Source organism: Paenibacillus sp. 481, assembly GCF_021223605.1.
In the GTDB taxonomy this organism is placed as follows: Bacteria; Bacillota; Bacilli; order Paenibacillales; family Paenibacillaceae; genus Paenibacillus_B.
In genome coordinates this window covers 3,372,615-3,396,811 of sequence record NZ_CP075175.1, presented here as the reverse complement: position 1 = coordinate 3,396,811, position 24,197 = coordinate 3,372,615, and the positions used below count along the sequence as shown (strand labels likewise).

17 protein-coding genes and 1 pseudogene are annotated in these 24,197 nt (G+C 42.9%); 2 read left to right on the top strand and 16 right to left on the bottom strand.

From position 1 onward, the window contains the following. Nucleotides 1-44: 44 nt before the first annotated feature. From KIK04_RS15045 to KIK04_RS15005, 9 genes are read right to left on the bottom strand one after another with little or no spacing between them, the layout of a single operon-like run. On the bottom strand, nt 45-4,415 hold the full coding sequence (locus tag KIK04_RS15045) for a non-ribosomal peptide synthetase (protein ID WP_232274452.1): 4,371 nt from the start codon (nt 4,413-4,415) through the stop codon (nt 45-47). A 33-nt stretch (nt 4,416-4,448) separates the two neighbouring features. Continuing rightward, the gene (gene fabZ / locus KIK04_RS15040; RefSeq protein WP_232274451.1) at nt 4,449-4,907 is read right to left on the bottom strand and encodes a 3-hydroxyacyl-ACP dehydratase FabZ; all 459 of its coding nucleotides are present in this window, start codon (nt 4,905-4,907) and stop codon (nt 4,449-4,451) included. Nucleotides 4,908-4,928: 21 nt separating this feature from the next. Further along, the gene (locus tag KIK04_RS15035; RefSeq protein ID WP_232274450.1) at nt 4,929-6,074 is read right to left on the bottom strand and encodes a beta-ketoacyl synthase N-terminal-like domain-containing protein; all 1,146 of its coding nucleotides are present in this window, start codon (nt 6,072-6,074) and stop codon (nt 4,929-4,931) included. Beyond that, nucleotides 6,071-7,288, bottom strand: coding sequence for a beta-ketoacyl-[acyl-carrier-protein] synthase family protein (locus KIK04_RS15030; RefSeq protein WP_232274449.1), 1,218 nt, complete (start codon nt 7,286-7,288; stop codon nt 6,071-6,073). The genes KIK04_RS15035 and KIK04_RS15030 overlap by 4 nt, the downstream gene beginning before the upstream one ends. Continuing rightward, nucleotides 7,288-7,545, bottom strand: a complete 258-nt coding sequence (locus KIK04_RS15025) for an acyl carrier protein (protein WP_232274448.1) — start codon at nt 7,543-7,545, stop codon at nt 7,288-7,290. Before KIK04_RS15025 ends, KIK04_RS15030 begins: the two co-directional genes overlap by 1 nt. A 30-nt stretch (nt 7,546-7,575) precedes the next feature. Continuing rightward, entirely contained in the window at nt 7,576-8,307 is a 732-nt protein-coding gene (locus KIK04_RS15020; RefSeq protein ID WP_232274447.1) for an SDR family oxidoreductase, read from the bottom strand. Between the two features lie 58 nt (nt 8,308-8,365). Then, nucleotides 8,366-8,611: an acyl carrier protein gene (locus tag KIK04_RS15015; protein WP_232274446.1), complete on the bottom strand. Its 246-nt coding sequence runs from the start codon at nt 8,609-8,611 to the stop codon at nt 8,366-8,368. A gap of 16 nt (nt 8,612-8,627) precedes the next feature. Beyond that, the gene (locus KIK04_RS15010) at nt 8,628-10,268 is read right to left on the bottom strand and encodes an HAL/PAL/TAL family ammonia-lyase (protein ID WP_232274445.1); all 1,641 of its coding nucleotides are present in this window, start codon (nt 10,266-10,268) and stop codon (nt 8,628-8,630) included. Nucleotides 10,269-10,284: 16 nt separating this feature from the next. Then, a complete protein-coding gene (locus KIK04_RS15005; RefSeq protein WP_232274444.1) occupies nt 10,285-11,745 on the bottom strand; it encodes a class I adenylate-forming enzyme family protein in 1,461 nt (486 codons plus the stop codon). A 1,273-nt stretch (nt 11,746-13,018) separates the two neighbouring features. Here KIK04_RS15005 and KIK04_RS24450 point away from each other — a divergent pair. Then, the gene (locus KIK04_RS24450; RefSeq protein WP_442951094.1) at nt 13,019-13,114 is read left to right on the top strand and encodes a hypothetical protein; all 96 of its coding nucleotides are present in this window, start codon (nt 13,019-13,021) and stop codon (nt 13,112-13,114) included. A 608-nt stretch (nt 13,115-13,722) separates the two neighbouring features. Here KIK04_RS24450 and KIK04_RS15000 read toward each other — a convergent pair. From KIK04_RS15000 to KIK04_RS14970, 7 genes and pseudogenes are all read right to left on the bottom strand, one after another. Then, a complete protein-coding gene (locus KIK04_RS15000) occupies nt 13,723-15,966 on the bottom strand; it encodes a heavy metal translocating P-type ATPase (RefSeq protein WP_232278750.1) in 2,244 nt (747 codons plus the stop codon). A 261-nt stretch (nt 15,967-16,227) separates the two neighbouring features. After that, on the bottom strand, nt 16,228-17,550 hold the full coding sequence (locus KIK04_RS14995; protein WP_232274443.1) for an MFS transporter: 1,323 nt from the start codon (nt 17,548-17,550) through the stop codon (nt 16,228-16,230). 145 nt (nt 17,551-17,695) lie between these two features. Next, nucleotides 17,696-18,061 carry a hypothetical protein gene (locus tag KIK04_RS14990; RefSeq protein WP_232274442.1) on the bottom strand — a complete coding sequence of 122 codons (366 nt, stop codon included), beginning with the start codon at nt 18,059-18,061 and terminating at the stop codon, nt 17,696-17,698. A 51-nt stretch (nt 18,062-18,112) separates the two neighbouring features. Continuing rightward, the gene (locus KIK04_RS14985; protein WP_232274441.1) at nt 18,113-20,416 is read right to left on the bottom strand and encodes an arylsulfatase; all 2,304 of its coding nucleotides are present in this window, start codon (nt 20,414-20,416) and stop codon (nt 18,113-18,115) included. Between the two features lie 90 nt (nt 20,417-20,506). Beyond that, nucleotides 20,507-21,289: an ABC transporter permease gene (locus KIK04_RS14980; protein WP_232274440.1), complete on the bottom strand. Its 783-nt coding sequence runs from the start codon at nt 21,287-21,289 to the stop codon at nt 20,507-20,509. Nucleotides 21,290-21,495: 206 nt separating this feature from the next. After that, nucleotides 21,496-22,272: pseudogene (locus tag KIK04_RS14975) on the bottom strand (ABC transporter ATP-binding protein); the annotation flags it as partial. Nucleotides 22,273-22,316: 44 nt separating this feature from the next. Then, a complete protein-coding gene (locus KIK04_RS14970) occupies nt 22,317-23,351 on the bottom strand; it encodes an ABC transporter substrate-binding protein (protein WP_232274439.1) in 1,035 nt (344 codons plus the stop codon). 232 nt (nt 23,352-23,583) lie between these two features. Between KIK04_RS14970 and KIK04_RS14965 the strand changes: the two genes are divergently transcribed. Continuing rightward, complete coding sequence (locus KIK04_RS14965) at nt 23,584-24,195, top strand: hypothetical protein (RefSeq protein ID WP_232274438.1); 612 nt, start codon at nt 23,584-23,586, stop codon at nt 24,193-24,195. Nucleotides 24,196-24,197: the final 2 nt, after the last annotated feature.

Sequence of the window (24,197 nt, the reverse complement as noted above, 5' to 3'; positions counted from 1 at the left end):
TCTAGCAAGGCTTATCTACCCTATTAAAGCTAAGAAAATGAAATTCATACGAGCAAATTTTGAAGCTCTTCCTTACGAATGTAACCCGTAGCGAACATATGCTGGAGTACTTGATTAATGTATGTTTGATTAATGTCTGGCCAGTGCCATTGCAGCTGTGCTAATCGCTGCTTCGTAAAAGTAGAGTCTATGTTCACTTTTGAGCGATAGCGAGAATGGACGTCAACGTCAGAACCGTACCCCATCATAAATTGAAGCTCTTGATTGAACTGTTCATCTTCCTGATTCAGAGCCACAATCTGTTCAAAACGTTGCTGCTTCATGAGTTCCACTTTATAACCGTGTTCATCTAACATTTCGATAAATTGTTCCGTTTCAAGCGTCTTATCATTCGATAAGTGGAACACATAATGCTCGGCTGAATCTCCCCGCTGCGTGATGATGTTCAGCATAGCTTCACTGCATTTATCTACTGGTGTAAATTCTAGTCCGGTTGGGAATAGATCTGTGATCACACCGTATTTGATCATAAACTTTAATCGTTTCAAGAAACTGTTTTCGTTCATATTTTGTTGATGCTGACCGTCAGTATATCGGTTTGTTAAATTACCTATTCGATAAATGACTGCATCCGTACCTGTCGATACATAATCATATATTAATTTTTCAGCTAAAAATTTGGTTTCGATGTACACATTGCACAAATAGTCCTGTTTAATATAAAAGTCGTGTTCCGTAAATAACACATCTTCATCCTCATCGACTTGAAGACCGGACACACTTATGGTAGACGTATGATGAAACTTCTTATCATGCCCTACAAATTTCAATAGCTGCTCAACCGAACTCACATTGGCCAATGTAAACTCTTCTTGAGTTCCAAAATGTTTCGTTAACGCGGCTGCATGAATCACTTCAGTTACGGTAACTTTTAAATCGTTATAAACGGCTTCTGCCAAACCTAAATTGGGCTGACTTAAATCCCCGCATCGAACGCTGACACGTTGATTCAACCATGGAATAACATCGTCGTTTTTAAAATAATACTGCACTTTATTTACTAGTCTTTCCGTCACTTCTTGATCGGAATGACCACGGATAATGCACGTAATGGTGCAATCCGTTGTTCGTAATAATTGTTCTAACAGATGGGCCCCTAAATATCCTGTTGCGCCTGTTAGTAATAGATGACCGCTGTGATTAAATGGCTTGCTTATTTGCTCATCCGTCAGCCGTTTTTTAGGCGGTTTATTCCAAATCATCTCGTTGACTTGTTCGTCTGTACGAATTTCTGGCTGTTCACCACTTATTTTTGACGTAATAGCTGCGATCGTTTTTAAATCATAGTAGTCCTTAATCGTGACCTGTAGTCCTGCTCGAGTTAATTTCGGCAACGTCTCAATAATTTTTAATGAGTGTCCTCCGAGATCGAAAAAGCTATCTGTAATGCCTACTTTCTCTAGTCCAAGCGTTTCTTCCCATACGTTAGACATGATGATTTCAGCTGGTGTTTGAGGCGGTACGTATTCCGTTCCCATTTGCATACCACTTTCAGGAGCTGGCAATGACTTACGATCAACTTTTCCATTTGGCGTGAGCGGAATTTGGTCTAACTCCACAAAGTAAGTCGGTATCATATAACTAGGCAATTTCTCTGACAATGCAGCCTTAATTTCATGGATCGTATGCGACTGCTTGGCCACGTAATAGGCACATATCACTTTCTCACCATTTTTAACTTCGTGTGTAGCTACGGTTGCCTCTTGAACGCAATCTACACTTAACAGTGACGTCTCGACCTCACCTAATTCAATTCGGTATCCCCGAATTTTCACTTGGTGATCCATTCGGCCTAAAAATTCAATGTTACCATCAGGTAGCCAACGAGCTAAATCTCCTGTTCGATAGCAGCGCTCACCGTCTTTAAACAAACCATTCACAAACTTTTGAGCCGTAAGTTCAGGCTGATTTAAATATCCTCGCGCCACACCGTCTCCACCCACAATCAATTCCCCATACACACCAATTGGTTGTAAGTTCATACCTTGATCTACGATATAGGCAGTGGAATTCGAAATAGGGCGTCCAATAGGAGCCTTCTTCAGCTGCTCTCCATGGATCGGATACGTGGTTGAAAATGTTGTATTTTCTGTAGGCCCGTAACCATTAATCAAATTTATTGTAGGGTAATGAAGTATCAATTTATTAGCATGGGCTATAGATAGTTCTTCTCCGCCTACAATTAAGGTTTGTAAACGTTCAAATAACGTATGGTCTTGTTGTACGAGTTGGTTAAATAATGCTGTAGACAAAAACATCAAGTTGATATCGTTCGTATTTATTAATTGTTTTAACACCACTGCATTAATAATATTAGCGTGTTCCGTTAGGTGCAGCTGACCACCATTAAGCATGGCTCCCCATATTTCAAATGTAGAGGCATCGAACACGATAGAGCCTGTTTGTAAAATACGCACTTGATCGTTCAATGGAAGAGAATTTGTATTTTTGACTAATCGGACGACGTTGCGATGTTCGATCATAGCGCCTTTTGGTTTCCCTGTTGTACCTGATGTATAAATGACATAGGCCAAATCATTTGGTTGTGAAAGGTGTGGCAGGTTCGAACGATCTTCATGGTGAAAATGTTCACCCTCTAAAGTGATCACTTTGCCTTCATAACTTACTCGTTCTTGCAAATGATGTTGCAGTAATAATACATCCACATTAGAATCGTTTAAAATATAATGGATACGCTCTTGAGGATACTCAGGATCTATAGGTACGTATGCACCACCTGCTTTTAAAATCCCCAACATGCCAATCATCATTTCCAAAGAGCGCTCAACCATAATACCTACTAATTGATCAACTTTTACACCTTCCGCCCTTAACGCTCGAGCTACCTGATTGGATTTCTCATTTAACTCCTGATAAGTCAGCGTTTGACCCTCAAATGCTACAGCAATACGATCAGGTGTGCGCTGCACCTGCTCTTCAAACAATTGCTGGATCGTCTTATGTTGGGGATACGCTATTGTTGTATCATTAAACTCATTTAAAATGATTTGTTTCTCCTCTTCATGAATAAGGAAAAACGTTGATATTTTTTGCTGACTATTTCCAATGATATATCGCACAATATCGGACATATATTCAATCAATTTATTTATTTCATGTTCTTCGAATACACATGTACGGTAATCCAAATGAATATGTAACACATGTTCAGAAAGCTCTTCCTCTATTCGGATAAGTAAATCGTTGACTTCATGTCCACAAAAATGGTGCTGAGATGCTAGCTTTTTATCGTTTTGTGTTTGATCCGATTTTAAGAAGTTCATTACTCGGTATTCCATAATAATACTAAACAGTCGCTGCAACTCTATATTGTGATGTTCGACTCTTAAATCTTGAATTAATTGATTGTAGGGATATTTTTGATGCAGCATAATTTTAGATAAATTAAGGGAAACACGTTGTAAAAATGAACCGAATTGCTCTTCAGGATCGATAGCTATTCTAGCGGCAACTGTACTCGCATACATGCCCATTGTACCTTTTTCTTTTTTCGTCGACCGATTTGAATAAACAGCTCCAATTGCCATATCTTGCTCGTTCGACACTTTATGAATATACGTATATAACACAGACAAAAAGAAGGCATACACATTAATTTGCTGATCCTGGCAAAATTGTTTCAAATCTTGGTACAACCCACCCTTAATGGTAAAGCTTGCTCTGTTCGCAGCAGTACTTGAGAGGATAGGTTGATAGGCTTTAAATTCGATAAAAGCAGGCAGCGTGTCAAATGTGTTTATCCAGTAATTACGATCCTGTTGAAATCGATCAGAAAAACGATAATCTTGTTCCGCAGAAATATAATCGATATACGATTTGGGTTCATGACTTGCTACTGGATTATTGCTTAACAATTGAAAATAGTTTGAAGTAATTTGATTTGTGATAATTTCCAATGAAATTCCATCAGCTATAATGTGATGAATTTTTATGCAATATCCATATTGTTCATGATCCGTCTTAAACATTAAAAAGTGATACAACGCAGATTGAATTAACTGCATAGGCTTTAATTTGTGTTCATGCAGCCAATCATCCACATGGCGTTCATCGTTATTTGCACTAAAATCAATATAGTCAATGGTTTGATAGGAGTAGGTTTCAAAGTATTGCTTCATTTCATTTTGGTCATTGATCAACATGATTCTGAATGCATCATGCTGCTGCACAGCCAAGTTAATAGCTTGTTCCAACAAGTCTCTATGCAGTTGTCCTTCTATTTTTATTGCACCCGCCAGAATGCACACTGATGTATTCGGATACAACAACTCCGTATTCCAAATGCGCTGCTGTGCCTGAGTTAATGGATACAACTGAATATCGTCTAAACTCATTTTATTCACCCCTAACGGTTATAAACGGAAGAATCATTTTACACAAAAAACCAATTCTGCTTTCGCGGCAATTTCCTCATTATCGATCTTCGCAATCCCTTCAATAACGCCTGAATTGCTAGTCAATTTAACGATATTACAGTGATAATACAGCTGATCCCCGGGCACAATTGTTTTTAAGTATCTTATCTTTGCTGAGGTCATTAAAAAGGTCGAGTCACTGTTAATTTCCATGACCCGCTGCTCTTCATTTTTTTGACTCAACTTGATTAATAGTATCGTTGCTTGACCAAATCCTTCATTTATAAGCACACCTGGAAAAATAGCTTGTTTAGGAAAGTGTCCCGTTACAGCCCACTCATTTCCTGTAATATTTTTCACACAAGTAATCGATTTAAACTCTTCGTAATGCTCTACACGATCGACGAAAATAAATGGGTAGTCTTGTGGCAATAAACGTTTAATTTCATCAAAATAAACTTTCGCGGACATACGTGTTAACCTCCTCTAATTTTAGCTTACTGCCTTTACAAGAACGGAACTGATCCCTCCAAATAAATCATTTGCAGTTAAAAGTACAGTGCTAATAGAATCGGTTTCGTTAGAAGAACCGTTAACTAAGGCATGACTCGGAATCGCGTTATCTTTTATGGCGTGAATCGATGAAATAACTTGAAACAGTCCGCCCGCGCCGCTTGTTTCCCCAATTGTTTTTTTGATATCCAAGATCGGAACTTGCTTGAACTTTTCATTTATGGCCGTTAATTCGATATGATCCTGATCAACAAGTCCATTTGTACTTGTAATAACAAGATCAACCTCATGATTTGGAGCGGTACCGTTTTGAATCACGGTATCCATGCATCTCATAAACCCTTTAATTCGTGCTTCTTGATTAGCAACTGGTGCAAAACAAGAATACCAAGATGTAATTTCTCCTAATATATTTGCTTTACGCCGAATCGCATCTTCATACCGCTCTAACACAACAACTGCTGCGCCTTCACCCGGAATTAAACTCCCCTTTGGGCCAGCAGACAATAATCCGGCATGGTTGTAATACCAATGCACCTCATCATTCCACTCATCTGTACCGCCAACAACGACGAAATCCGCATTTTTCTTTCTGAGCATGCTAATACCATAACCAATCGCATCCAATCCTGCGCAAAATCCAGAAGAAATCGTCGTGTTGCATGCTCTTGATTGAATACGAATAGCTAGATGAGAGGCGGGTGCGTTAACAAGCCCATTGGGTACTTCCATAGGGCTTATATGTTTAGGACCCTCCGTTATTGTCGTTTGGTCGAATTGAGAACTTACTTTAAAACCACTGTAATTCGTGCTTATTACAATGCCTAATTGATCAGGGTCTACCGTGTTTAAATCGATAGACGCATTGCTTAAAGCTGCTAGTGAGGCAGCACATAAGAACAATGAAGAAGGTTGCATAAATTGCAATCCTTTTTTACCTAAAATATCAGCGGCTTGAAACTTATCTACCCTAACAACTGGAGGGGTCTCTGATGGATTCGAGTGTGTATGACGAGGTGGAAGATCCCCATTCCGAATAGAGGACCATAAAGCCTGATCGTCAACACCATGAGCTGAAACGGTCCCCATTCCTGTAACTACGATACGATCTTCTTGGTGATTCATTCCGTTACTCCTCTCAACACAATAGTGGAAATATTGCCTCCAAAAGCAAAGGAATTGCTAATTGCAACTTTGACTGGTTGATGAACCGCTTGGTTAGGTACAACATTTTTCACACAATCAGCATCGAGTTCGGATACGTTCATCGTTGGAGGAATAACAGAATGGCGAATAGCCAAGGTACAAGCCACTGCTTCAATTGCACTCGAGGCTCCCATCGTATGGCCTAGCATAGATTTAATCGAACTAACAGGAATTAAATCGGCTTGTTCCCCAAAAGTGGTGTAAACGGCCAGCGACTCACTCGAGTCATTTGCTTTCGTTCCAGTGCCATGGGCATTAATATAAGAGACCTCATTTCTCTCAATATCAGCATCTTCGATGGCTCTATTCATGGCAAGTACTGCACCTAATCCTTCAACATGAGGTGCAGTAAGATGGTACGCGTCACAAGCAAGGCCATATCCTACAAGTTCAGCATAAATGGTAGCACCACGTTCAATTGCTTTTTCCATATCTTCCAATACTAAACTAGCTGCCCCTTCACTTACGATCATCCCTTTTCGATCATTTGTAAATGGTTGGCATACTTCGGGTGCAATCGCTCCCAGACGATGAAATGCGGTATAGCAAAATCTAGACATGCCATCCGCTCCACCTACAACAGCTACATCTAGAACTCCTTCGTGGATCAAATCTATCCCCCGACTAATCGCATAATTACCAGATGCACAGGCAGTAGATATTGTTAGGCTGGGTCCTTCAAACCCTAATTCAGTAGAAACTGCATTTGCAACAGAAGCTAAGGGATAGTTAGCTACATATTCCGAACGCACTTTTTGTTCCCCGCTTAATTCAATATCATGGCTATTTTCCAAAATAGAGCTGTTACCAATTCCAGTGCCTATACATACACCAACCCGCTCGCTGGAATAATAATCGCTTGGTACCTGAGCATCATCCCATGCCATCCATGATGAAGCCACAGCTAATTGCGTTGTTCTCCCCAATACGTTAGGGTCTAACTGCCGAAAGAAGGAGGCTGGATCCATATCCAGCACTTCCCCTCCCTGATTAACACTGTATATTGAAGTGTCAAAAGATGTTATGGTTCTCGTACCAATCTCACCTGCAATTAATGCTTCCCAAAACTTATTAACTCCAGATCCGATTGGGGAAAGAACACCAAGACCCGTAATTGCGATCCGTTTTTTCATTACTTTTCACCCGACGCGATTTCCTGTACCACAAGAACGGACTCATTTAAATCTGTAAAACGAGGGATGTAGCTTTCTGGAATTGAAATCTTGAATGCTTTTTCAATGCGAACGACAATTTCGATAACCATCATGGAATCAATATTCAATGTTTCGTTAAACGGATCGGTATCCTGAAATTCCGTAGTTTCTGCAATTTCCGCAACAATGGTTCTGATCACTTCTTTTGTATTCTCACTCGTCAAATTCGTAGTCATATTCGTTCCTCCATTTGAATGGTTTATGGTTTAAATCAGTATTCCGCCATCGACAGCAATCACACTACCTGTGATGTAATTGGACTGCAATAAAAAACAAATTGCATCTGCCACTTCCGAAGCCTCTCCAGCTCTGCCAAGCGGGATTTCGCCCAAAATTTTCGCTTTGCGATCGTCTGGGATGTCATTCCACATATCCGTAGCGATAAATCCTGGAGCCACTGCATTTACGGTAATCCCAAATTTGGAAACCTCTTTAGCTAACGATTTGATAAACCCGATTTGGCCAGCCTTGGTAGTAGAATAGTTGACTTGCCCTAATACACCCTTCATCGCACTTACTGAACTCACACACACGATCCGGCCGTATTTTTGTTTAATGAAATCAAACACCGAAGCTCTTGCATAATTAAATGTTCCTTTAAGATTCGTCTGGATCGTAACATCCCAATCTTCTTCGCTCATCATATAAAAAGGTTTATCTCTAGCAATTCCGGCATTTAGCACGACTCCATGCAATTGATTAAACCGCTCTTTCACTTGTGCAATCGTTTTTTGGGCTTGAGTAAAATCTTGCACATCTGCTTCTACCGCCAAAATGTTATTGCCTTGTCCAAGCTCTTCACAAATTTGTTCCGCGAGCACTCGATTACTTTGATATGTAAAAGCAACATTTGCTCCTCGTTCAATGAGCGCTTGAACAGTTGCTTTTCCAATTCCACGAGTGCCACCTGTAACCAAAAATGTTTGATCCGTAAACAATAAAATCCACCTCTATTGAGTTAATGTTGTCGCGGCTTGATGATGGTGCTGGTGAAGGTTATTTCAGTTGATAAACAAGTTCATTAATAGCAAGATGAGTTTCGTCTAAGTTAGTAAGTCGAGGAAGGTAATGTTCCGGTACAGTGATGTTGAATGCTTTCTCAATGCGTACAGCGATTTCAATGATCATCATGGAATCAACACCTAATCGCTCATTGAATTTTTCATCATTTTCATAATCATTAATTTCAGTAACGTCGGAAATAATGGTTCGCAGCGTTGCTTTCATAGTTTGTTCTGTCATGTCTCAAACTCCACTTCTAATTAGTTTGAATTGCTTTTTTTAATTTTCCGGAACGGATCAACTCAACCACTGCTTGAATATCATTGTCTAAGGGGCGATCGCGGTCTACAAAAGGAGTCACTTCTCTAATCATGTTGTAAATGACAGCGGTTTGTGGAGATGTCTTATCTGCACCACGCAAATCTAAAGCTTGGCAGAGTGCAATAAGATGAATAGCTGCTACATGTTGCGTTAATTCAACAATCGTACGCGCATCTCTTGATGCAATCGTACCCATACTTACTTTGTCTTGATTATGTGCCTCCGTAGATCTGGAAAACACACTGGCAGGATTAGTTAGCTTTAAAGCTTCAGCCGTTAAGGCAGAGCATGCAATTTGCATCCCTTTAAAACCATGATGTAAACCTAATTCATAATCATTCTCTTCATAATTTTGAATCAGATTTGGCGTTAAATTTTTATTGAATTTCTCGTCTACGACTAGCTGTAATTGTCGATCCAACAGGTCAGCAATATTCGCAACTGCTATTTTTAAGGAGTCCATAGCTTGCACCACATGTCCACCGTAAAAATTACCCCCGTTGTACACTTCGCGCGTTTCGATATCAAACACCGGATTATCATTCGTGGAGTTCACTTCGATTTCGAGCCAATTTTTAACCCATGATAATGTATCGTATAATACCCCTGTAACATGCGGCGCACAGCGGATGGAATAGCGATCCTGAATGCTTTGTGTTAATTGAACATACGTTTTGGATTCAATACTTTCATTCGTTTTAATAATTTGCGAATACTCTTTAGATAACTGGGAGCCTTCTAACATCAAATAAATATTTTGAGCACTCGTCATTTGACCGAAATGCGGTTTCTGCTCGTGTATAAAAGAGTAGAAATGACCTCGATTTCCAAGCAATGCTTCTGAAACCATCGCTGTACAAATATCAGCTACGAATGCAATTTCTTCAGCATCTTTGTAGGCTAGGCAAGCAAATGCAGACATAAACGAAGTTCCGTTTACTAGAGCGAGCCCTTCTTTTGCTTCCAATACTAATGGTTGCAGCCCTTCTACTTTCAGTACTTCTTTGATGTCGCGGGACTCACCTTTGTAAAGGACTTGTCCTTCTCCTGATAAGATAGCAGCCAAATAACTTAATGGAACTAAGTCTCCACTAGCTCCTACAGAGCCTCGCTCAGGTATAACAGGAGTAATTCCTCTTTCCATGTACTGAATAAGTTGATTAATGACATCTACTCGGACAGCTGAATTGCCTTTAATCAAACAATTTGTCCGTATTAACATCGTTGCTCTAGCAACACTTTCTTCGGAGTTAGGACCTACACCACAAGAGAGAAATCGAACTAAATTTCGTTGCAAATCAATTGTTTTTTGTGGTGAAATTTGTCTCATTACACTATCACCAAAACCAGTTGTAACACCGTAGATAGGCTGCTGCTGATTAATAATTTCGTGTTTTAACTCATTGCATTTCTCAATACGATCCAATGCCTCATCTGACACCGTAAACATAAAGGATTCATGTTCACCTTTGGCTACATTTACAATATCTTCAATCGTTAACTCATTTCCATTCAATACGATATCTTGCTTGTTTTTCTGTTGTGCATCTTGCTCGCTCACTAATACTTCATTCATGATTGATAACGCCCCCTCAAATGTGTACTTCTTTTCTCCGAATCTTACCCGTCGCCGTTTTTGGTAAAGAGTCTTTAATAACAATTTGCCGCGGAACTTTATAATCTGATAAATGAAGCTGGCAATATTTTAAGAGCTCAATTTCAGTGACCGACTCTTTTAATACAACAAACGCAACAGGTATTTCTCCTCTCGTCGTATCTGGAATACCAACGACGACTACCTCTAAGACAGCAGCATGTCTACTAAGCACTTCTTCAATCTCATACGCATTAACTTTTTTTCCATTTACATTGATGGTCGTTTTCACTCGCCCAACAATGTTCAATTCTTTATTTTGATCGAGATATCCCAGATCCCCAGTTCTCCACCAACCATCTTCCATGGCAAACTCGTTATCGTCTATCCCTTCTACTTGCAAATAACCTTTAGCCAGAGACTGGCTCTTTATTAACAATTCACTCACTACTTCACCGTGAAACTCTGAAACATCGCTAGAATCGAATTTCACATGCACGCCTGTGACAGGTTGTCCTAAATTAACGGCTTGACTGTCGAATAAATGGTTTTTCTGAATAGATATGGCACCCGCTTCTGATGAACCATAAATATTGTAGATAGGTAAATTCAATTGCTCTTTACAGTAATCAATGACTTCTTTGGTCAAAGGAGCTGTTGAAGAAAGTGCAAAACGAATCTGGTCTAACGGACGCTCAACATGCTTTACAATCATTTTATAATGCGCGGGTAAAGCCATTAAGATATTGCAATCACGCTTATACATTCTGTTCTCTAAGCTAGATGGAAGTACGTAAGCCCCAATAAAAGATACAGATGCTCCTCTTAAAAAAGTAGCAAAACATCCACAGATGGAACCAAAGGCATGATATACGGGAGCTGCACATAGCACCCGATCTTCTGACGTAATGCCAAGTGATATACCAATTTGTTCTCCATCTGCCATAACACTGCTCACCGTTTTGACAACTGCAGAAGGCACCTTAGTCGATCCCGATGTAAGGAGAACAAAATAAGTCTCATGATTAGGTGGATTTACATATTCATCCCAACATTGTGCATGTTTACCGATATCTTTTAACCAAAAAGTAGATCCAAAACATTCGAGTTGACTTGCTGATTCCGCTTGCCATTCAGGCTTATTATCTTCAGATAATTGAAAATGAGGTTTGTACAACGTCATTAGCTTGTTCATTTCTTCTTCTTTTAAGTTCGGATCTACTAGCATTACTGAAATGCCCAGATGACTTGCTGCTATAACAGCCGACCAGATTACCTCACTTTTGTTAATCGTAATAGCTAATGGTGTCGAACCATCCAAATTCAACTTTCTAAAGGCATCAACAAGTTTATCCACCTCCTTTATAAAATCTTGATAAGACACTTCTTCATTTTCCAGTAATATCGCCGGTGCCTGTGGATTCATTTCCATCAGTTGGTTCATGCGTTGATATAGCATAACAACCCCCCGCTCCTCGTATTTGATTCATTTCATTTGACTGCATCGTTATTACTAAATTCAAATCCCCTAAGCAAATATGAGGATTATGTAACACTTGTTTAATGGTCCGAGAAAAATGACCCGCTACTCTTTGTATACATGCAGCATCGTACACACCGGCATTGTATTGGAACTAAATCTGTATATCCTCACCGTTTATAACGGTAACATCGACATCATAATTGGCATCTGTTCATACAGGATGGAAGCTCCAAACGATCGAATATACCGTTGCTTGCTGATGCTCAGCCATTGGTCGTAAATCTTCATAGTCAAAAGTTAATTATTTATTTCCATAAATAAGCCACACAATGATGTCATTCCAATTGTTCACCAGACAAGTCTGTTAGGTTCATATCACTAGACGTAAAATTAATTTACTTATTTAATAAAGAAAACATAGCCTCATATTGAACTAAATTTGATTTATTCGTTCCATATATCAACCTTGCTTACTGCGAATTGGAACGCATCCTCACTTTTAAAAACACCTAGCATTCACCTTTTGTCTTCATACACTATTATATGTAAAATTTACTTTTGATTGGTTTATCGGTATCGAATATCGAATGTAGTTATAAAGTATCCTTGATGAAAACAAGCCGTAGATGTCCCGGATTAACGATAATGATTGTATTCATGAAGAAATACGCTCGTTATTCCTAGATTTACTGTGCTGTTCTCAAGTGTGTTACATGGATAGTTCTTCAGCTCAAGAATCGCATGAGAGGATTCTGTTGGTGCGTTTATGTGTGTTCTGTTGGATGTTTGTTATAGTAGCGCTCATCTGTCGTATTAAGGCGCTCTGAAGAAGTTCCTTGAAGTCGGTTGTTAATAAACTAGAGGCTGTTCTCAGAAGAAAATATGGGCTTCTATTCTCGGTTGAATAGTCGGTAGTAGGTAGTTGTAGTAGGTACTAATGTACTTTCTAAGGGATGAATTCAGAAAAATGCCGTAACGGTGGGTATACGCGTACATTCCACACCGCAGACAACCTCTAATATAACGAAAGCTTTAGTCGCGCAGATAGATGCCTTCACTAAGCGAACGTTAGACAAGCGCTATGTTTGTGATTACACTGATGTGAGCTATAATGCCGTAAGCGTGAGCCCGTCTCTAAAGAAGCTTCATATCTGGAGGCTGGTGCTCGTGAGGATGGATCTAAAGAAGTGTTAGCCTATACCATTGCTCCAACGGAATCCGCACAGTCTGGAACGAGCTATTACAGGATGTGAGAGCTTGTGGTACAGAAGAAGTTGTGCTCATTATTACTTACGGATTGAAAAGTATTGTAGCTGCAATAAAGAATGCATATCCTCAAGCCTAGTATCAATCGTGCTGCTTACATGTGCCATGTAATCTTGCTCATAAAGTAAATATTTCTGATCGGGCAAGCTTATGCGGCGCCTTTAAATCAGTCAATCGAGTAAATCTCCAACCCCTGTTCATCACCATAGATCCATACATTGTTCTACAGAGAAGGTTGTTTTCATTTACACATAATTCTTGATGATCCCAACACTACATAAAAAATACAAAAACAATTAAAACTTAAATAGTTTGATGAAGTTGAGTTGATAGTAATATATTTCACTACATCGTGTCAATTGTCAATTATTAAATTTTTTTGTAAGTTAGTGATACTTTATGCAATTAAATATTTTACACTGAACGACAATTATTTCATGTACTTTCCATGTACTTTTTATGTAATTTCGTAATTCTAAATATTTTCTAAAAAAAGAGAATGGATAGCGGATTTATAGATGCTTGTTATGAGAAAAAAATGTCGAATACTAGTGTATGCCTGAGCATTTGCCATAACAAAAAACAGATCACCCATTATCCGTACAATCTAGCCAGATAAGGGTGATCTGTTTTTTAACCTCATGATCAATCATCGTAAATAGTCAGCATGCATGTATGTTTTGGCGTTTATTTAAGAAGACGTAATCCGTTCAAAATAACGAGTATAGTACTCCCTTCATGCCCAACTACACCTAATGGAAGCGGAATTCCAAACAAGAAGTTAGTACCAATCAGCGATAAAATAATGATGCTCGCAAATATAATGTTCTGCTTTACGATCGCATGGGTTCTTCTGCCTAGCAAAATAGCATCTTTAATCCGATCCAAGTCGTCATTCATCAGGACAAGATCGGCTGTTTCCAAGGCGGCGTCGCTGCCTGCCGCCCCCATCGCAATGCCAACTGTAGCCGCGGCAAGGGCTGGCGCATCATTTACGCCATCGCCGACCATGGCAACGGCGCCGTACTGTTGCTTGAGCTGCTTTACAATACGCAGCTTATCTTCCGGCATGAGCTCTGCATACACGAGCTCAATGCCCGCTTCCTCCGCAATGGCATGGGCTGTCTGCTGCTGGTCACCTGTCAGCATCGCTGCCTGTATGCCAAGCCGCTTGAGCTGTTGAATAAGCGCTTTAGCCTGTCGGCGAATGCGATCCTGCAAAGCAATGAGACCTACGACTTCATCATTGCGCTGTACAAGCACGACTGTCTTGCCCTGCTGTTCCAAACGACGGATGTCATCCTGCACCGCCGTATTGTGTATGCAGGCGAGGTTCATGATGTACTTTGGCTTGCCGACGCGCCATTGCACGCCGTCTAGCCGAGCCTCAACCCCCATGCCCGTCAAGGCTTGGAAGTCGGATATGTGCGACAGCAATTTACGATGTGAAGCTGCGTCACAGCCTTGGGCTTGCATCCGCGCATCGCATCCTGTAGCGTACAGTTCGCTTGGCCTATCGACAACTTGCTCCCCAGTATACGAGGCGACACGCGCACGCTCTACATCGTTTCGCACGGTGTGCGATGACTTTGCGTGCGGTGGCTCCATGTACGACGAGCCCGTTTGCGGTGGCTCCGTGTGCGGCGGCATCATGTACGACGACTCCGTGTGCAGTGGCATCATGTACGACGACTCCGTATGCCGCGGCTCCGTGTGTGACGATTCAACTTGCCGCCTAACATTCAGCACAGCGTCCCTAGGCACATACGACGCTTCAACTTGCGACTCGCAGTGCTGTACAATCGCACGTGCAATCGGATGCGTCGACAGAGACTCCAATACAGCCGCTGCCTGCATAACTTGTTCCGCTGAATAGCCCTGATACACGGCAACATCGGTCACATCCGGCGTGCCTTGCGTTAGCGTCCCCGTCTTGTCGAACGCGACCACCTTCACACGTGACAAATGCTCCAAGTGCGCCCCGCCCTTGAACAGCACCCCTTTGCGGGCACTATTCGAGATCGCTGATAACGTCGCGGGCATAATCGAAGCGACAAGCGCACATGGTGACGCCACGACCAGAAACACCATCGCGCGATAGAACGATTCCTCCCAGCTTTGCCCGAGCACATACAGCGACACCATCACAAGCAGCACCGTGAACAAAATAATTGCCCGCGCATAAATACGCTCGAACTTTTCCACCACGCGCTGTGATTTGGGCGTCTCACTTTGCGCCTCTTGCACGAGCCGCACAATTTTAGCAAACATCGTGGACTCGCTCGATTTGGCCACACTCACATATAACACGCCTTGACCATTCATCGTTCCGGCAAACACATCATCCCCGACACTTTTGTCGACAGGTACACTTTCCCCTGTAATAGAAGCCTGATTAACAGCCGAACCGCCCTGCTCAATCACCCCATCAACCGGAATACGCTCAGCTGGTTTCACTAACACGATATCGCCCACTTGCAGTTGTTCGACAAGCACACGCTCTTCTATGCCATTCACAATACGTAAAGCATCCTCTGGCTTCAACTCCATTAAAGCCGAAATATCGCGCGAGCTGCGATTAATCGTAAACGTCTCCAAGGCCCCACTCAATGCAAAAATAAAAATAAGTACCGCACCTTCAGCCCAATAACCAATACTGGCAGCACCAGCAGCAGCTGCAATCATGAGTAAATTAACGTCCAAGTCACGCTCCTTCACGAGCGTGATAATGCCATCCTTCAATTTCAATGCGCCGCCGCAGACGTAGGACGCCACGTATAATGGAATGGCCCAACCCTCCGCTGCATATCCTGCAATCCACGCCAGCAGTAAAAATAAAGCACTTCCCGTTGCTCCCGCTGCTTCGCTGTATTTTTCCTTCCCTGCTGCCCACTGCTTCAAGTCCCGGAGCTTTGCAGCCCCATTTTTCATATTAAAAATAATCATCATTAATTTCCGCATAAACATCATCTCCTCTTTTCATTGAGAATGACAATCGTTTTTAGACCCCTAAAAATGCAACATGCTGTTCCCTATAGAAAGGAAACAGCATGGATAAGTTGAGAATGAGATCTATTTTCACCAAAGTCATTTTTTTTGAATTGAGGCAACTTTATAATAATGATTATAAATAAATAATTTGTTTTTGAAAATACGTATTCGCCCAAAAGACCATTTATTTTCAATCTTTTTTCAATTGCTTTCAGAAATAGACGCTTGCGCCCGTCTTTTCTTCTCCTGCCTTTCAGCGATGAAAAAGCCGACCACTGTCACAATGAGCAATACTCCCATCGCATAGAACAACATTTTCAAGCCCCATTGATTGTATATGTATGCGCCGATCAGACTTCCCGTCATCGTTGCACCTATGCTAAGCACTACAGACAGTGTCGCTTGACCACTGACACGAAACCGATCTGGAATGAGCTCCATCATATACTCCGCCAAGTAGACGAAAAATATCGCGATCGCAACGCCCTGCACAGCCTGCATAAATAAAATAATCGGCAGGGAATCCGTCATTCCGATAACGAACGCACGCACCGCCATAATGACCGCTGAGATTGCCAGCATCGGCAAAGGCTTAAACCGCTTGTTACTGCGGCCTAGATACAAGAACACGCCCACCTCGATTGCCGCGGGTAGCATCCAGCCAAGACCGATATCAAACGCTGTACCATTAACCTCCCGAATCAAAAAGCTGAAGTATTGGTCATTAAACACAAACGTCATCTGATAAATCAGCATAATGAAAGCAAATAAAATAAAACGTTTGGTCAGGACGTATTTCCATAACTCCCTCATTTGCACAGGTTCACGCTGAGCACCTTTTGGGTCAGACGCAACAGTTGCGTCAGTAGGTTCAGTGGCATCCGTAGCGGCAGACGTACCCGTCGAACCTTTACGATCATCCACCGATTGACGACGCGGATCACGAATCGGCAGCAACGCACAACATGTTAAGCCAACAAGCGCAATCGCGATCCAGCCCATCGAGCTGTTGCCAGGCAGTGCATCAAGTAGCCAGCCAATCAACAACGCGGCCACAGCAAACCCAGCCGCCCCAAACCCTCGAATGACGGCATAGGAATCTCCTAGTCGGCGTGCTGCCAGCATCGCCATACTATCCGTAAGCATCATCGCAGGAATCCACAAAAATTGAAACAAAAACACGAGCCCCATCACGATCCATGGATCGGAAGTTTGAAAAATAAAATACAACACGCCCATTAATAGGACGTACATCGAAATAAGCATCGGTTTCATGCTGCCGAACTTATCACTTATGTAACCGAACAAATAATTGGCGACCATACCGATAATCGGTAAGATCGCATTTTGCATCCCATACATCGCATCCGTATAACCGATGTCCTTGTAATAAAGCGGGAAAAAAGAAGAAAATAATGCAGCAGGCGTAAAGATCATAAACATGTAGCTATACAAATATTTAAGCTGTCGCTTGCGACTTCCATCGCCCAAAGACTCTGACGATAATGCTCCAGTTGTCAACACTGCCCACCACTCCTGTTGTATTTTTATAACTATCGACAGGCACTATCTTATTTTTTGCTTCTGTGAAATTGTAACATAAGTTGCGGGTGGGAACATGAAAAAAGAGCCCGCCTACGCGGACTCTTCCAACTTGAATCTATGTTGACTAGCTTGTTTCACCGACAGTCGTACCATCGCTAAAAATATTCGTTCTAGGTTCAAATTCAAACTTAATATTTTTAAATTCGGTCGTTTTTAATTTTTTATGATCATCCATAAATTGGTTCAACTCAAGGTGACCTGTCCATTGCTTGGATTGCTTGGATTGCTTGGACTTCACACCTTCGTCGTAATCCATATTCATCGACAAAATCTCTTCACCGAATACGTCATTAAACTTCGCCACACCTCTAAATGCTCGCACATCTTTATCCGCATTATTAGTGAACTTAAAATTAAATTGAATGCCATCGCTAAAACGCCACGCATTTGTATCTTTAGATATTACTTTTTTACCATCCAATGAGACCACGATCGTTTGTTCATAATTATTTATTTAAGAATCATTAGCCTCTTCTTTGTGTCATTCCGTCGCCAGCTCCTCTATCATTCGTGTCTCCCAATCCGTTTCATGACCCCCTACCGTGAAATCCACACGGTGAACCGTTCCCTGAAACGCAAATGGCGGCGTGTACAATGCACTAACGGACGAATAGCTGTCACGGCCAATATGAAGGAGTCCAGCGCCCGTGCCTAGCTGTGTTAGGCCGAGCAGTTTACCTTCTCCTATGAAGTGGTCATTAGCGTACCCTTTAATAAAGCCTGCCCCAGTTGCTGTTTCTGATTTGATGACTTGCAGCCGTAAATGAATCTTGCCAAGTGGCAGCTCTTCACATGAAATAAATGTAGACTGGGCCAACCCCGGCGTATGGATATGAAAAAACAAACGATTATGCTGGATATACAGCACATAGCCTCCAGCACGGGTGCCGAAAGCCGCGATCACACCGCCATCGTAAATCACGGTTCGTTCGACAATCGCTTCAATTTGAAAGGATTTGTCACGAATGTCGGGCGCTACTGTGCGAGCATATCCTACACGTGATGGATAATACGTCCGTCGAACTGGCCCTACCGTCTCTTTCCGTGCATTGCGCAAGCCTTTCAGCTTATTCGCTAACGAACGGCCATCCAGTGGCAGCACGCCATACCTTCCCGCTTCAATCCACCACAAATCAATAAGCTCTTGCAGCTTCTCTGGATGCGTTTCAGCCAAATCGTTTACTTCACTAAAATCGCTGTCCACATGATACAGCTCCCATTTGTCATCCTGAAAAGGGGTATCGGATTCATGAGCAGCTACCGCTTTCCACCCCTGATGCCAAATGCCGCGATTGCCTACCATTTCGTAATATTGAACTTGCTTCTCGGTAGGTGCATCCGCTTGTGCAAACGTATAGGCAAGGCTTACGCCATGAAGCGGCTCCTGACGCACGCCACGAATCGTTTCAGGCAGAGTGATGCCTGTTAATTCTAGTAAAGTCGGCACAATATCAACGACATGATGATATTGCTGCCGGATTCCTCCTCCGTCACGAATAAGCTGCGGATAATGAATGATTAGCGGGTCTTTGACCCCGCCTGCATGGACAAACGATTTGTACCAGCGCAGCGGGGTGTTTCCAACTTGCGCCCAGCCTGCTGGGTAATGATTGTTCGCGAGCGGTGTGCCGATCTCCTCGATTCGCGCTAGCTTGCTGTCGAGTGATTCCTTTACGCCATTCAGATTGTGCCAATTGGCTACTGCTCCTTCATCGCCCCCCATGGCACATGCGCCATTGTCAGACAAGAGTATAATAACGGTGTTGTCCCATTGCTCCACTTCCTGCAAGGCCGTGAACAAACGGCCAATCTGAACGTCCGTGTGTTCCAAAAATCCGGCAAATGCCTCCTGCAAGCGAGCAAACAATCGCTTCTCTTCCATAGAAAGCGAGGCCCACGCCTTAACATCAGGACTGCGTGGCGGGAGCTTAGCATCTGTCGGCACAATGCCTAATCGCTGTTGACGCTTGAACCAGTCAGCCCGTGTCTCGTCCCAGCCTTTGTCGTACTTGCCTTTGTATTTGTCTATGTAAGCTTGCGGTGCGTGATGCGGCGCGTGTGTAGCTCCATAAGCCAGATAGCAAAAAAACGGCTTATCTGGTGCCGCGGTTCGCTGCTCCCGAATATAAGCAATAGCCCGCTCCGTTAAATCCTCGGTTAAATGGTAACCGTCTTCTGGGAGCTGCGGCTGCTGTACCCTCCGATTTCCTTCTACCAAATCAGGATGCCATTGACTTGTAGCACCACCGAGAAAGCCGTAATACTGCTCGAAGCCCCGTCCCAACGGCCAATCATCAAATGGCCCTGCTTGGCTTTGACTCGCCCCAGGCGTTAAGTGCCACTTCCCTACCGCAAATGTGTTATACCCTTGCTCAACGAGTAGTTCACTTAAGAGCCCTGTTTCCTTGCTAACCTTGCCACGGCTATGATCAAATCCGCTATCGTACTCGGACACAAAAGCGACCCCCGTGGCATGCGGATTGCGTCCCGTTAACAGCGACGCACGCGTTGGCGAGCAAATCGCGGTTGTATGAAAGTTGTTATACCTTAGTCCGGATTGTGCCAAGCTATCGATATTGGGCGTTGCAATATCCGAACCGTAGCAGCCTAAATGCGAAAATCCTAGATCGTCGATCACGATTAAGACGATATTGGGTGCCCCTTGCGGCGCTCGAACCGGATCAGGCCAATGGGGGATCGACTCCTCAACAGTAATACCAATCACGGGCTGCTGATCCTTTATAAAAGAAGACGACTTCTGATGGCTCTGTTGGCTCTCGCTCATGCTTTCTTCACTCCTATTCGCTTTCATTACATGCTTAATCCGCACACCAAAATCCGATACCGCGATAGCCTTCATCAACACTCAAAGCGCTTAAAGCTTGCCCCTGAATACCTGCCCCTTCGTCACTCCGTATCGAGATAATGCCATACTACCGAACAAGCCAAGCAAACGATCCATCAAAAAGCCCATTAACCCCAGCGCAACAAGCCCTACGAATATCCAATCCGTCTTAAAATATAAGCGAGAATTCCATATTAAGTAGCCAACGCCCTCATTTGCTGCAACCATTTCAGCACCGATGATGGCCATATACGAAGTACTCATCGCAAGCCGCGCCCCGGTGAACATATGGGGCACCGTTGCAGGAATAATGACGTGCAGCAAGATTTGCCACTCCGAAGCGCCCATACTGCGCGCGGACCGAATCTTATCTTCTTCGACAGCTAGCACACCGGTCATCGTATTTAAAATGACGATAAACAACGTGGCGTAAATAATGAGTACAATTTTCGATTGTTCACCAATACCGAACCAAAGTAGAAATAAGGTAATAAACGCAAGCGGAGGAATAAAACGAATAAAATTTAAGACAGGCTCGGCCAACACGCGGACAACGGTCACCCTGCCCATCACAAGCCCAATCGGTATTGCCAGCGCAAGTCCGAGCAGCCAGCCTGTAAATACGCGGGCAAAGCTAACGTAAATGTAACGCAGCAGGGAACCGTCCTGCGACAGTTCTATTGCACCACGTAGCGTCTCGTAAGGACCAGGGAGAAAATCGGGGTTTGAACACCAAGAGGCAATTTGCCATATGACTAAGCTTATAATCCATGTGAGCAGCCCCGTGTTAAGCAGATTTTTGAATAGCGTCACTAGCTATCCCTCCTTTTCTACGCCCACCCTCGTTTGACTTCTTCTTCGAGTATTTGCTCGCGCGCTGCTTCAGGACCTCCATCTGGATTTTCATCAGGTCTTTTTTCAGGACTTTCTTCAGGTCTTTCTTCAGGTCTTTCTTCAGGTCTTTCTTCAGGTCTTTTTGCGGGCACCTCCTCAACTCCGTCCTCCCGTCCTTGCTCCAAATCATCAAAGTGCGATTGAATCGTGTGGTACCATTCATGAAAAGCAGGATCGCCAAGCTGCCGTGGATAGGACAGCGGAACTTCATAAATATCCGATATGCGCGAAGACGGCCCAACGGACATAATGCCGATTCGCTGCCCCAGCAGCAGCGCTTCGTGAATATCGTGAGTGACAAAGACGACGGTCTTGCTCGTCTGCTGCCAAATGCGAACCAACTCGCGCTGCATCGAACGCCTTGTCATCGCGTCCAGCGCACCGAACGGCTCATCCATTAACAGGATAGCCGGATCATTAGCAAGCACCCGCGCCAATTGAACGCGCTGCTTCATTCCACCGGACAACTCCTTCGGAAATTTGTTCTCATGTCCAGTTAACCCAACAAGCTGGATGTACCTATCCGACCGTTCGCGACGCTCGTCCTTCGGTACCTTTTTCATCCGTAATCCAAATTCCACATTTTCGCGCACCGTAAGCCAAGGAAACAGCGAGGCGTCTGCCTGCTGGAAGACGACCGCCCGATCACTTCCCGGCTTCGTAATTTCCTTGTGCCCGATCGCGAGACGGCCTTCTGACTTGGCTATAAAGCCCGCAATCATATTTAAGAGCGTCGACTTGCCGCAGCCGCTCGGGCCGAGCAGCACGAAAAATTCACCGCCTCGTACGACAAGATCGACGTCTTGAATAATGTAGTGCGGTTGCTTATTTGGCGAAGGAGAGGCATATGTCTTCTTTAACTTTTCAATGATAATCGGTTCCGGTTGACGGGCTAAGGTCATGCTCTAACATCCTTTCCATGTATATGGTAATTGAATGGTAATATCTAAGGCGAATAAGTTACGCTATGCGGCAGCACTCGCTTCAAGGGGTCAACATTAATTTTATCCTTGAGATTATATTTCACCTTGAGGAGTCCCCTTTTTTCCAGCCACGTCTTCATCGCTTGCAAATGGTCAAAATCTTCTTGGCTGAACCCAATGACATAGTTCACTTGATCGATATCTTTGAGCACACCATCCTTCGGCAGCTTTAGTTCCTTGAACGCCACATCAGCTGTCTCTTCTGGATGCTTAGGCACATAGGCAATAGATTCATTTAACGCCTGTAAAATGTGTCCCACTGCCTTCTCATGTTGCTTGACGAATGCTTGTTGCATCACGAAATAAGTCACAATTTTAATGTTAGCGTCCTTAGACGTGGCCAATACATGCACGCCGTCGAGCTTTTTAAATTTCTCTATTAATATCCCACCTGCCCACACTGCGTCCATTTGGCCTTTTTCCATAGCTACGATTGCCTCATCAGGTGACTGAAACGGCACGTAGACGATATCTTGCTCCGGAATACCTTGCTGCTCCAAATATTTGGCCCAAATGTATTCATACACCGTACCTTTAGCTACCCCAAGCCGCTTGCCGCGTAATTGAGTCGCTGATTGCACGTCGCCTTTTGCCAGCAGAACAGAACTAAAGCCAGAATCTTTTCGCGAACGCCCTAATGTGCTGACGACAGTCATATCTCCCTTCGCCAATGAATTCAACAAGGCGTAATCTGCCGCCGTGCCCGTCTCCGAGCGTCCAATCAGCATCGCATTCAACGTATCAATGCCGTAAGGAAAGTTATGAAATACAGGCTCTATACCGTATTTGCTAAATATCCCTTTTGCTTTTGCCATACGAAATTGCAACGCTCCTCCTCCTGCTGTGTCGAGTGCAAAATTCACGACTGTCGCTGGCGTGCCATCTACAGCTTGATTCGTTTCCGTTTTGTTCCCAAACGGTGAACAACCCGCGACACCTAACATGAAACAGAGTGCTACTACTAACATTCCAGTGTATCGCCAACGCACCTTTTGCATCCTGCCCCCTCCTTCTATTCAAATATAAAAAAGGCCCCTACGTTTATCCGGATTCGAAATAAACGAAGGAGCCTTTGGTTGACCAATCGGCACTTGTGGGATGAAGTTAATACGTTGCAACTATCATAATACCTATAATTCCCAGTTGTCAACATGGTTTTATTACCCAATTTTTATACTTTTCTTCTCTTAACTACTCAAGTAATATTCAAAGAACAGGAGAGTGATACTAGTGAGTTTGAAAAATCTATTTTTAAAGGTCTTTGTAGGTTCCATAGCTTTGTGTGTAGCTATTGCTGTCGTTCTATTTTTGATCAGCGATTTTAGTTATTCACAGCTAAAAATATTAGGTACGGCGTTCCTCGTATTTTTGTTTAGCTTTTTAGGTATTCCAATAGCAAAATTATTTGATGATAAGAAAAAGGCGGTAGGGTTAATTGGATTGATTTTGCTGGTCGTAACGTTGTGTTGGGACTTGCTATTTATTTGGGGATCGATGTCTTGGGACGATGAAATATGGGTTAAAGTTCTTATGATCATGAATGTGTGGTCGGTTTTAGGTTCGGTTGCATCGTTAATGTGGAATATTGGTTTTGGTCAGGGATACTCAAAATGGGTTAACTTTCTGACGTTAGGCATTATTGCTGTACTTACTATATCGTTAACGGTAATCGTTATAAATAATTTAAGTGCGAGTGATTTGAGTTATCGACTGCTGGCTGTATACGCCATCTTAATTGCCGCTGGTGTAGTTATTACGCCTATTTTAAAGAAAATGGAACTGAAAAATCATGTCGCGAACACAAATAACAAACTCCCGAGTGAAGATAAAAAAGACCAATAAAT

Coding starts and splice junctions, on each gene's coding strand:
- KIK04_RS15045 (WP_232274452.1), bottom strand. CDS start 4,415: ATGAGTTTAGACGATATTCAGTTGTATCCATTAACTCAGGCACAGCAG.
- fabZ (WP_232274451.1), bottom strand. CDS start 4,907: ATGTCCGCGAAAGTTTATTTTGATGAAATTAAACGTTTATTGCCACAA.
- KIK04_RS15035 (WP_232274450.1), bottom strand. CDS start 6,074: ATGAATCACCAAGAAGATCGTATCGTAGTTACAGGAATGGGGACCGTT.
- KIK04_RS15030 (WP_232274449.1), bottom strand. CDS start 7,288: ATGAAAAAACGGATCGCAATTACGGGTCTTGGTGTTCTTTCCCCAATC.
- KIK04_RS15025 (WP_232274448.1), bottom strand. CDS start 7,545: ATGACTACGAATTTGACGAGTGAGAATACAAAAGAAGTGATCAGAACC.
- KIK04_RS15015 (WP_232274446.1), bottom strand. CDS start 8,611: ATGACAGAACAAACTATGAAAGCAACGCTGCGAACCATTATTTCCGAC.
- KIK04_RS15010 (WP_232274445.1), bottom strand. CDS start 10,268: ATGAATGAAGTATTAGTGAGCGAGCAAGATGCACAACAGAAAAACAAG.
- KIK04_RS15005 (WP_232274444.1), bottom strand. CDS start 11,745: ATGCTATATCAACGCATGAACCAACTGATGGAAATGAATCCACAGGCA.
- KIK04_RS15000 (WP_232278750.1), bottom strand. CDS start 15,966: ATGAAAAATGGGGCTGCAAAGCTCCGGGACTTGAAGCAGTGGGCAGCA.
- KIK04_RS14985 (WP_232274441.1), bottom strand. CDS start 20,416: ATGAGCGAGAGCCAACAGAGCCATCAGAAGTCGTCTTCTTTTATAAAG.
- KIK04_RS14970 (WP_232274439.1), bottom strand. CDS start 23,351: ATGCAAAAGGTGCGTTGGCGATACACTGGAATGTTAGTAGTAGCACTC.